Source organism: Microbacterium sp. bgisy189, assembly GCF_057707225.1.
On the sequence record NZ_JBYIPT010000012.1, the window covers coordinates 62,421 to 72,900 of the forward strand.

Annotated in this window: 8 protein-coding genes; 4 read left to right on the plus strand and 4 right to left on the minus strand. The window is 65.4% G+C overall.

All coding sequences use genetic code 11. From position 1 onward, the window contains the following. The first annotated feature begins 222 nt into the window (after positions 1-222). The gene (locus tag AC3ENX_RS13350) at positions 223-843 is read left to right on the plus strand and encodes a hypothetical protein (RefSeq protein WP_061682416.1); all 621 of its coding nucleotides are present in this window, start codon (positions 223-225) and stop codon (positions 841-843) included. Here the strand turns inward: AC3ENX_RS13350 and AC3ENX_RS13355 are convergent. The 3 genes from AC3ENX_RS13355 to AC3ENX_RS13365 form a co-directional block, all read right to left on the minus strand. Continuing rightward, positions 805-1,896, minus strand: coding sequence for a hypothetical protein (locus tag AC3ENX_RS13355; RefSeq protein ID WP_061682415.1), 1,092 nt, complete (start codon positions 1,894-1,896; stop codon positions 805-807). The genes AC3ENX_RS13350 and AC3ENX_RS13355 overlap by 39 nt on opposite strands. Next, the gene (locus AC3ENX_RS13360; protein ID WP_061682412.1) at positions 1,893-2,984 is read right to left on the minus strand and encodes an XRE family transcriptional regulator; all 1,092 of its coding nucleotides are present in this window, start codon (positions 2,982-2,984) and stop codon (positions 1,893-1,895) included. Before AC3ENX_RS13360 ends, AC3ENX_RS13355 begins: the two co-directional genes overlap by 4 nt. A gap of 440 nt (positions 2,985-3,424) precedes the next feature. Next, positions 3,425-3,763: a helix-turn-helix transcriptional regulator gene (locus tag AC3ENX_RS13365; RefSeq protein ID WP_231860830.1), complete on the minus strand. Its 339-nt coding sequence runs from the start codon at positions 3,761-3,763 to the stop codon at positions 3,425-3,427. Positions 3,764-3,924: 161 nt separating this feature from the next. Between AC3ENX_RS13365 and AC3ENX_RS13370 the strand changes: the two genes are divergently transcribed. The 3 genes from AC3ENX_RS13370 (at position 3,925) to AC3ENX_RS13380 (ending at position 8,429) form a co-directional block, all read left to right on the plus strand. After that, positions 3,925-4,386: a zinc ABC transporter ATPase gene (locus AC3ENX_RS13370; RefSeq protein ID WP_217584117.1), complete on the plus strand. Its 462-nt coding sequence runs from the start codon at positions 3,925-3,927 to the stop codon at positions 4,384-4,386. Positions 4,387-4,465: 79 nt separating this feature from the next. Beyond that, positions 4,466-5,263: a metallophosphoesterase gene (locus AC3ENX_RS13375; RefSeq protein WP_217584118.1), complete on the plus strand. Its 798-nt coding sequence runs from the start codon at positions 4,466-4,468 to the stop codon at positions 5,261-5,263. Between the two features lie 430 nt (positions 5,264-5,693). Continuing rightward, complete coding sequence (locus tag AC3ENX_RS13380) at positions 5,694-8,429, plus strand: NACHT domain-containing protein (protein WP_217584119.1); 2,736 nt, start codon at positions 5,694-5,696, stop codon at positions 8,427-8,429. Positions 8,430-8,578: 149 nt separating this feature from the next. On the opposite strand, the gene AC3ENX_RS13385 is transcribed toward AC3ENX_RS13380, so the two are convergent. Then, on the minus strand, positions 8,579-10,480 hold a 1,902-nt coding region (locus AC3ENX_RS13385; protein ID WP_251448565.1), incomplete at its 5' end, for a hypothetical protein.

The window sequence follows — 10,480 nt, forward strand, 5'->3', positions numbered from 1 at the left end:
GCGGTTCGAGGTGGCCGAGGGGGTGGTGTGTGTGCGTCGCGCGGAGGAGGGTGAGGAGGGTGCTCAGATGGTGTCGAAGGTGGGCCAGCTTGTGACTCCGCCGTGGGTGATGCAGACTCTCGGGGTTGGTGTGGGCGGTGCGATCTATGCTCGGCCGCGGGCTGACGCCGTTGTGGAGGTCCTAGCCGGGTCTCGTCTGCAATTTGAGCTGGAGGGGGCAGCATGAGCATCTCGATCGTGCTGCAGACCCCTCGTCGGACTGCTGCCGATCGCGCGTGGGGTGAGCCCGGGCTGCGGGATGCCGCGGCCGCTCACGCGACTACGACGCTGCTGCCGGGCGCGGCGGTGTTGCCGTTGACGACGTTCCTGGACGCGAACGTGTATCCGGTGGTCGTCTGGGACCGGCGCGCGCTGTCGTTGCGGCTGACCCGGATGGATGGCCCGGCGGTGTCGACGGATGCCGTGCGTGACCTGCTGGATGCGGGGTGCCCGACGGTGCTGCGGGTCGCGGCGATGGTCGGGGTGGGCGCGCCGACGCCGACGAGGCGGGCGTTGCGGCCGCTGCGGTCACTGGCGAGGACGATCGGGATGTTTCCCGTGTTCCCGCGCCGGTCGCCGCTGGTCGCGGAGGAGTTCGACGCGCAGGGGACGGCGCTGGTGGTGTGTGACGAGTCGAGCGTCGAGGTGCATGTGGGCGGCGATGCCGGCGTGCGGGCGGGCTCGGCGTTGAGCCCGTTGTGGCGTCGGGTGTATGAGGAGCGGTTGTTCGAGTGGGCGATCCGGTCGGATGCGCTGCCGTGCGCGTTACCGGCCGTCGAGGGCCTTCACCCAGGAGTCGAGTGAGCGGGCAGGCGCCCAGCGGACGTCTTCCATCTCGACCTGGATCTCGGAGTGCAGGGTCTGGGCGTTCATCGCCTTCTCGCGGAACGACTTGAGGTTCTCCTCGCGGGTTCCGGAGAGCAGGTTCGCCGCGAACGTGGCGATCGAGCCGATGCTGTGTTCGGGTGCGGTGTGCTCGGTGACGTGGTCGAAGACCGCGCCGCCTTCGCAGATGTTGCAGTCGCACCAGAAGTAGTCGGCGGGGACCTGCGCGGCGACCAGCGGGAGCCGCTCGAGCAGGTGGTAGGACATCAGCCGCGGGACCAGCACGGAGGTGCCGGGGCTGCGGCCGCCGCCCTTGGAGGGCCAGATGTGGCGGAGGGTGCTGCTGGTGCCGACCGCGCCGAACCGGGCGCCGGCGGCGACCGCGGCGACGGCGGAGAGGTCGGTGCGCAGCAGCGCGATGCTCACCTGTGAGCCGAGCACGTGCAGCAGGCCGCGGACGGTGTCGACGGCGCCGAACGGGTCGGTGCTGTGGCCCAGGGCGAGGGCGACGGGGACGCCGGCGCGGTCGATCGCGGTGCGCAGCTGGTCGGCGGAGTTCTTCAGGATGAGGGACTCGATGGGCAGCATCGTCATCACAGTCCCGGAAGCCTGGCTCGCGATGTCTGCGCCGCGGCCGAGCGCGAGGTCGACCTGGGCGATGTTCTCGAGGCTGATGTAGCCGGTGTCGGTGAGCGCGACCGGCGCGCCGTGGTCGAGTTGCCAGGTGACCCATTCGAGGCTGAGCGGTGCGTCGCCGGTGGCGCGGTTCTTGCCGGAGTAGCGGTTCGCGTCGAACAGGATGCGCGATTCGGGGCCGGCGATGGAGCGGTGGGTGGTGAGCAGCTTGTCGGCGGCGGCGGTCTTGTTGCCGCCGGCGACGGTGTAGAGGGCGGTGATGCCCGCGTTGCGGCTGAACGCGGCGATGCGGTCGACCTTGGACTGCGGTGCGTGGATGAGGATGGCGCTGTCGATGCCCGTCCCGGCGGGAACCGGGGCGGGATGGTGACCGGAGGGCGGGGCGAGGTCGGTCATGTTGCGGCTCCCAACGTGATCGGAACGAGGTTCTCGGGTTGAGGGTTCTCCCCGAGGTAGTGACGGCGGAAGCCGTCTTCGGTCATGCCCGCCAGCCGTGCGATATCGGCGACGCTCTGGTGGCGGATGTTCTTGTGGGCGTTGATGATCTGGGTGAGGGTGGACGGGGTCTCGACGGCGACGTCGCCGGGTTCGCTGTTGCGCCAGCCCATCTGGCCGAGGCGCATGTTGAACTCGCGGTATTGCCGGTCGGTGATGATCTCCAGGTCGTAGGCGCGGCGGATCAGCGCGCCGATCGACATGCCCCACTTCTCCTTCAGGGTCAGCAGCCGCCGGAACTCTCCGGTGCGCAGCCCTGCCAGGTCGGGGCGGATGCTGTCGGCGGGCGCGAGCAGCTCGCCGGCGAACTTGTTGGCCTGGTCCTCCTGCTCAGGGCCGGGGATGTCGTGCATCAGCAGGTGCCCGAGCTCGTGCGCGACCGTGAACCGGAGCCGGTCGGGGGCGAGGCCCTTGGTTACCAGCATCATCGGGAACCGGGACTGGTCGCCGGGCCAGGTGGAGACGGCGTCCTGCCCGGGGGTCGAGAGGGGGCGTTCGATCACGATGATGCCGGCGGACTCGACGATGCCGACGAGGTTGCGGATCGGCCCGTCGCCGAGGTCCCAGCGTTCCCGGAGCCGGCGAGCGACCTCGCGGGGATCGCCGTCCAGGTCGATCGGGTCACGGACCAGGGTGCGTTGCGGCTGCGGCGCGATCCCGGTGAGCAGGCCCTCCATCGTGAGCCTGGTCAGGTGCGTGAGCGCTTCGATGCGTCGCATCGTGCGAACCGTCATCGTGCTCGCCCGGCGGCGGTGGTGCAGGCAGCTGATCGCTAGGCCCGGGACGGTGGGCTGCTCCTCGAGGATCTCCGGCGGGCAGTCCAGCGCCTTCACGAGCGCGTCCCGGCGATCCGGGGTGAGCTCCAGCGCCCCGGTCTCCAGGCGGGAGATGACAGCCTGCGAGACCCCCGCCTCTCGCGCCAGCTCGGTCTGGTTCCAGCCCTTCGCCTCACGCAGCAGGGTGATCATCGAGATCGCCGCATCCGCCATCAGTCACCTCCGCCGACAAGGCTAGCATAAGAACTGCATTGTTTGCCGGGTACATGTGCCGCTTGGTCGAGCGGCGTGTCGCCAGATAGTGGGTTGTGGTGCGAGGGGCTCCCCTATGTGCGGGACGGATCGTTGGCGATGCCCATCATGCAGCAGGCCTCCGACTCCGACGCCGAAGTCTGGGGGTGCGCGATCCCGGCAGGTCTCTCTCGAGGAGGTCGCCATGACCGGAACGTCGACGCTGGTGGAGTTGCTACTGGCCCGGATCGAGCAGGACGAGCGGATTGTCGACTTGTCGCACCGGCATCCTCACGCGAGGCGTTACGGACGGCCGCCAGCTGATCGCGGTCGGGTCGCTATTCACGCTGGAACACTGCTATCGCTGTCCGACTCCCGCACACCTTCCTGTCGATCGGGCGTAAAGGCTCGCCCTCGCGCGATCACGGACAGTGATCGCTCGCCCCAGGGCGCGCCGGTCGGTCAGCGGAGGCAAGTTCGATGGTGAGTTGGCGGTCGACGGCGCGCGCGATTCGTCGAAGTGTGGAGAGGGTGGGCTGCTGAGATCCGTTCTCGATGGCGGAGATGACGGACTGCTTCGAGCCGACTCGATCTGCGAGTGCCGCCTGGCTGAGACCCGCGGCCGTGCGCGCCTGATAGACCATCTCTGCCATCGCGCGCCGTGCCTCTTCCTCTTCGAGCGCGGCGTCGAACCGTGCGCGCTCGTCTGTCGTCATGGCCGCGAGCGATGCGACTTCCAGCTCCCGAAACGGAGTGCTCATCAGTTCTTTCCTTGCTTGTGTCTTGCTTGCGCCCGACGAGCTCGAAGAATCTCGCCACGCTCATTGTTGCGCCATGTGCCCGCGGACTGCACCGTGTAGGCGGGCTTGCGTCGGTCGCGTTTCCGTAGGACACTTCTCTGTTCTGCTTGGAAGGGGCACCGGTGACGCACGATGATGGCGATGTCGACTGGGAGGAGGTCATCCGCGGCATGATCGCGCGCAGCGCCGAGTCTGCTCCCACCGAGCCGGGGGTATACCGGATGCCGTGTGGGAACTGCTACGTCGACTTCTTCCTCACCTCGGACGGCGCCGAACGGTGGCTCGTCCCCGGCGATGAGCGCAGCTACACCCGCGACACCGTCGCCGTCGCCCGGCACGGCGACTACCCGTGGGAGCGTATGTACACCCTCGCCCACGCCGCCGCAGAGATCCGGCGCCGCGCGGCCGACGTCGGGAGACCCGTTGATGCCTTGATTGAGGAACTGGCAATGATCGCGGAAGCGGCGGACGCAGCCGAGAACGAGGAGATCGCCCGCATCGTCCGGGAACGGCCCACCGACAGTGAGGACATCCCGCTGGCCGACCTCGCTCGGAAGTTCGGGATCGATCTCGACGAACTCTAGCGATATCTATCCGGGTCTATCGAAACGCTAGACATCGCTAGATTCTGCAAGAGCATCCATCACCTGCGAGAGGCCTGCCATGAGTGAGTATCCGTGGTTCGACTTCGACCAGGTCGACTACGTCACTGCGGACACCCACTTCGACCACGCGCGGATCAGCGAGCTCGCGGAACGCCCGTTCACCACCGTCGACGACATGAACACCGAACTCGTCCGCAGTTGGAATGAGGTCGTCAGCCCGACCGATGTGGTGCTGCATCTCGGGGATGTCGCACTCGGACCGATCGAAGAATCGATCGGCCTCACCGCGCAGCTGAACGGTTGCCGATACCTGGTACCCGGAAACCATGACCGGGTGTCGCCCGCGACGCAGTCGAGGAAGGCGATCGAAAGGTTCGCGCCGCTCTACGAGGCGGCCGGGTGGACCATCCTGCCGGAGGTCATCGAAGGGACCCGGCGCGGGTACCGGATCCTCGCCTCCCACTACCCCTACAAGGGCGACTCCCAAGAGTCGGACCGGCACACCACGCACCGGCCGCGCTGGGACGACGGGATCCCGCTCCTGCATGGCCACACCCACGCACGCGATCACGGCCCCATCGGCCACCAGTTCCACGTCGGCGTCGACGCCCACGGGTACGCGCCCATCCCCTTCACCGTCATCGACGCCTGGATCCGCAACCTGCCGGACGTCGAGCCGTGGCTCGATGTCACGATCCGTGAGGCCCGTCAACTCGTCGCGGACTTTGACGCCAGCGAGACCTCGAACTCCGATGCCCTGTTTTACCAGATGGGATACAACGAACTGCTGATCGCGCTCGAGGACCTCCTCGGCGCGCTGGACCGCCAGTGGCCCCGCCGTGACGAATCGTGTTGATCGCGAGCAGCAGTCATGTGCCGGCGGAACCGCGGAGCCGTGTCAAGGGAAAGCGATGCTGTGGGATTGAACGGCAGCCCGATCAAAATCGGGCCAGTTTGTGACGGCTCTCATGAGACAAATCGGTGCCAGCGTCGATCCGGTCGAGCAAGGGGTTCAGGTCAGCGGGTTCACGCATGACAGTTGGTCATGAGATCCCACAATCAGCCGCCGGTCTGTCAGATCGTATACGTACTGCCGCACACCCGAAGCGGAGGGCGGCATCCCTACCGTCACGACGCACCGTCCCGGGAACCACCAGCGGAGAGCCTTCACTGAGAGACTGCCGTAGGCGCGAATCGTGGTCTCGTAACCTCAGCATCATGATCTCCGGAGAGATCAGTCGCGGACTCGTACGGTATCTACGCGGCAGCCCGGAGAGAGGGAGCAGATGGGCCACTACGACCTCAATCGCATGGGCTGGCAGCAGTTCGAGCACATGCTTCAAGCTCTCGCAAAGGCCGAGCTGGGCAATGGTGTACGCCCGTTTGGGTCCGGTAAGGATGGTCAACGCGACGCAACCTTTGAAGGTCGGGTCACTTTCCCTGTGGGCAGCGCGAGCTCTTGGAATGGATACGGCGTCATCCAGGTGAAGCACCACGAGAAGCCAACCACAGCTACCGCCGACTGGAAGTGGTTCATCGAGGAGGTGCGCGGCGAGATCCGCGGCTGGCTCGGCAAGAAGCGTCTCGGCAAGAAGACACCGAAGTACCTCCTCTTCGCCACGAACGTGGCGCTCTCCGGCACGGAGGGCAGCGGAGGGAAGGACCAGTTTGAGCTTCTGATGAGCAACTCGGCCGCCGAGCTGGGTTTGGACGGCTGGTTCGTCTGGGATTACGCGGAGATCCGCACGATGCTCGACAAGCACACCTCGATACGACAGCGGTACCTCGAACTGATCGTGACCGGCGACTTCCTCGTGCAACTCGAGTCTCTGCTGCCCAAGAGGACCGCACTTGAAGCCGACAGGCTGGCGGGTCACGCTGTCGCGGAACTCATCACCCGACAATGGGTTCGCACCGGCGACGCCGGCTACAGCGACACCTCAAAGGTCCGACTGGCGGACATTGCAATCGATCTCCCGTGCGTATGGCGCGCGGGGCCCGCCAACGAGGCCGAAGGCCGACGCATGGCTGCACGCGTAACGCTCGCGATCGGCAATCGCGCATTGTCCAGCTCTGGGGGCTCCGGCCCGCAAGGTGTGGTCCTGATCGGAGGACCGGGCCAAGGAAAGAGCACCATCGCGCAGGTGATTGCACATGCTTACCGGGTAGCGTTCCTCCGCGACACCGACATAACCCGATACGGCGCCAACGCGAAGCACGCTTTCGACGGCTTGCGCGACCGTCTCACCACCGCCGGGATCCCAGCCCCGAAGCGCCGACGCTGGCCCATCGTCGTCGAGCTGGCCAAGGCAGGAACGTCGGTCGCTCGAGACGAAGGCGCCTTCTCGCTCCTCAAGTACATCGCTGACTCAATCCTCGTGGAGGGAAACCCGACCGACCCGAGCGCCCTGCTGGAATGGATGAGCAGCTGGCCGGCCTGCCTCATCCTTGACGGCCTCGACGAGGTTCCAGATGCGAAAGTGCGCAGCAGGCTGATCGATGCCATCAGCAGCTTCGTGAGCGAACTCAGCGCTCAACGCGCCGACGTTCTTGTCGTCGCCACCACTCGCCCGCAGGGGTACCGCGGAGAGTTCGGCGACGCTCTACCGTGTGAACAGTTGGAGTTGCTCGAGTTCACGGAAGGCGAAGCGCTGAGCTACTCCGAAGCGCTCACAGCCGTCCGAACGTCGGAAGACCCAGACCTCGCCGCGCAGGTCACCGAGCGGCTCATCACCGCTGTTCACGAACGAGTCACGCAGAGACTGATGACGACACCCCTGCAGGTGACGATCATGACCGCCCTTGCAGAGGAGGCCGTTGACCTTCCCAGCGACCGGTTCGAGCTCTTCGATCGCTACTACAAGGTGGTGTACGAGCGGGAGCTCGCCAAGAGCGAGGCGTTCGCCGAACTCAAGACACTCCGCCAACACATCGATCACCTGCACGAACAAGCCGGCATCAAACTGCAGGCACGCACCGAACAACCTGGCAAATCCGACGCCGTACTGACGAAGACGGAAATCGGTCGAATCCTCCGCAGGCGTCTCACCATGGCCGGATTCGATGAGACTGAGTCGGAGACGATTGCGGACAAACTCCTTCGGCTCTCCACCGAACGGGTCGTCATGCTCGTCTCACGCAGGCCGGCCAAGTATGAGTTCGAGGTCAGATCCCTGCAGGAGTACATGGCAGCGCGAGCCCTCACGGACGGCGACGACGCAACCGTGCTCGGCGGACTGAAGACGCTCATTCCGTCTAGCCACTGGCGAAACACCTGGCTCCTCGCCGCGGGAAGACTTCTCAAGCGGCGCGAGCACCTCACAGACGAAGTCATACAGATCGTGACCGAGTACGACACCACCACAGCAGAAACTCCATTGACCGCCCTCGGTGCCGGACTCGCTGGTGAGCTCTATCTCGACAATCTCGGCGCTGAGTTCCCCGCCGTGAGACGCGCGCTGCTAACGAGCGCGATGGCGCAGTTCGCGGAAACTGCTCCAGAGTTGCCCCGATCACTCGCCGACCTTATGGATCTAGCGCTATCGCAGGCCGAGCGCGAAAGCGCAATCGCGCTGGAGTCGCTGCACGAACTCAGCAGAAAGAACCTCTCCAACCTCGCGACCAAGTACCTCAGCGAGCACAGCAGCGGCATGTCGCCGGCAGCCAAACAAGCACGAACCACGCTCACCGAAGGACGCAAGTACATCAAGCCCGGCGGCCAGACGACGCGAGCACGAGCGCAGATCCTCGCACGACACCTCGCACGAGTCGCTGCCACGGTGCCCGAGGCACTCGTGCTGGTCGAGCGGCTGAATGAGGAAGCCGCATCGACCAGCAGTAGCAGTGGCGCAACGGCGTCGGTGGCGCTCCTCCAGGCGATGGACCAACCCGCGGCACGAGCAGGACTCGCTTCCACGATCAGCTCGATGGCCCATAGTCAGCCCGACGCGGCACACTATGGGACTGTTCTGCTTCGCCAACACGCGTCTAGATCGCTTCGAGGGCAAGGGTATGCCGGGTAAGTCGGGTGTTGCGCTCACCGGCCAAGCCGCCCGAATGCGTGCGAGCCCTTGACCTTGTCCGGGCGGGTGTCTTCTCGTCGGTGCCATCGTCGGCGGGCGACTCGGATCGATTGTTGGTGCAACGCTTCCGGGAACTGCTCACCGCTTTGTCACGGTCGCGCAGGTTGTCGCATCGCGGGGTACTTTGCGTATGGTGCTGCGGCTGCGATTTGCCATCGTCGGGCGACGCTTGGCGCCACGCCTGTGAGGTCACAGAGAGGACCGATCGGCATGGTGCTGGCGAGGTTGAGCATTGCGGAGCCTCGGAGCGCGACAATGCTGCAGCCGAGCGCTTCGAGGCTGGTCACGGGACGGTCGTAGTCGACATGCGCACCCGCCCTGAGCTTGGAGGGAAAGAGCCAATCGGAATCGGTATCCCATCGTCGGGGCGCGTCGATCTGGCTTCGAATGAGCTCTGGGAGTGGCGGTGGCAGGGTGATTGGAGTCTGTCCAAGCCGAAGTTGAAGGGTGTTGCCATCATCGATGATGTCCGCGCGCGTGAGGCGCAATACGTGGGAAGCGGGTCGACCGTAGAGGCCGCTGATGAGACCTGTGATCCGCGTGATCAGCGGCAGCGACTCGTCGGTGCTCAGTCTCTGGAGCCACTTCTTGTGTTCGTCTGGTGGGTAGCTGGTCGCTTTGAGACCGCTGGGATGCTTGATGGGTCGGAGCCGTCTTGCGCGGCCCGTCCGCGCGGCCCAGCGGAGAAAGTTTCGCAGGGAGGAGGCTTCCTTTGGGTTGTCGTCGAGGTACTGCTCGACGACGCTCTGCGGCGCTGTCCCGAGATCGATGCCGTTCTGGTCGAGGTGGTTGAGGAATCTCTCTGCTGTGCGGCAGATCAGTCGCGCCCGCATGTAGGACCCGTCCGTGATCCCCTTTTGCCTGATGAGCTGGCGGGTGCGTGCGGTGACTTCCCATCGGCAGAACGGTGTGAGGTGTCGCGCGACAGAGTCGGGCCGGTCGCTGAGGAAGGCGTCGAGCCATCGCTCGAACCGGACTCCACCTTCATCGCGCGGCTTGAGGATGCCGACGTCTGTAAGCGAGTGCCGGAGTAGGTTGGCAGGCTGGAAGGCTGGATGATCATCGAGTGCAGTGTGGCTGATCGGGATCTCCTCACGCAGCATCTTCCGGAGCAGGGCTGCGGTGCGGCTTCGCTTGGTCCACTTCGCCATCGATTGGGGTTCAGGGTGATCGAGTAGCCGCACTTGCAGGGGTGCGAGGAGCGAGCGCGTTCGCGCGGTTCCTTCGGCAAAGAGGTCATTGACGCAGTCGGTTGCGTGGCAGCGATGGCAGATGCGGCCGTACCGTGGCTCTTCGTTGCCACAACGTGGGCATGCGTATCGGGGTGGGGTTCCGGCGCATGTGCTGCAAACCAGGTTGCCGGCTTCGTCCACCGCGACGAGCAGAGCACTCGTGTAGCAGGTGGGGCACTTCTTCTTCGTGGACTTGGCGTGCCGGTAGCACGACTCGCAGGTGTCTCCTCCGAGGAAGGAGACGGCGATGGTCGTGGTCTTGTGGCAGTGGACACATCGCCCGATGCGTCCATCCGCGCAGTTCTCGCAGACGCTATGGCCGTCGACTCGCTTGTGCGCTGGCTGCATCCGATCGCAGATCGTGCAGAGCCGGTAGTTGGCGGGATCCTTCCTCCAGCACGTCCCGCACACGGCCGAGCCGTCTTCGAGTCTGCGTCGAATGATCTTAGGGAGGTGGCATCGGCCGCAGATCTTCGGTGTCGCCTTGGTATAGCACCCGTGACAACATCGTGAGCCGTCGGGGTGATTGGCTCCGAGCAGCAGATCTCGATCACAGTGTGTGCAGGCCGGCACGACAACATCGTGCCCTTGTGCGCGGGCGAGTCGGAGAAGCCGCTGCGCGGAACGACTCATCTGCTGATCGCCGTTGTGCGCGTAGTTGGGCGAGGTTTGCAGGTATTGGATGAGCCAGGCCCGGGCGGTCGGCGTTTCTACGACTAAACCGAGCATCTCGGCGACACCCGCCTTGCCGATCGTCTT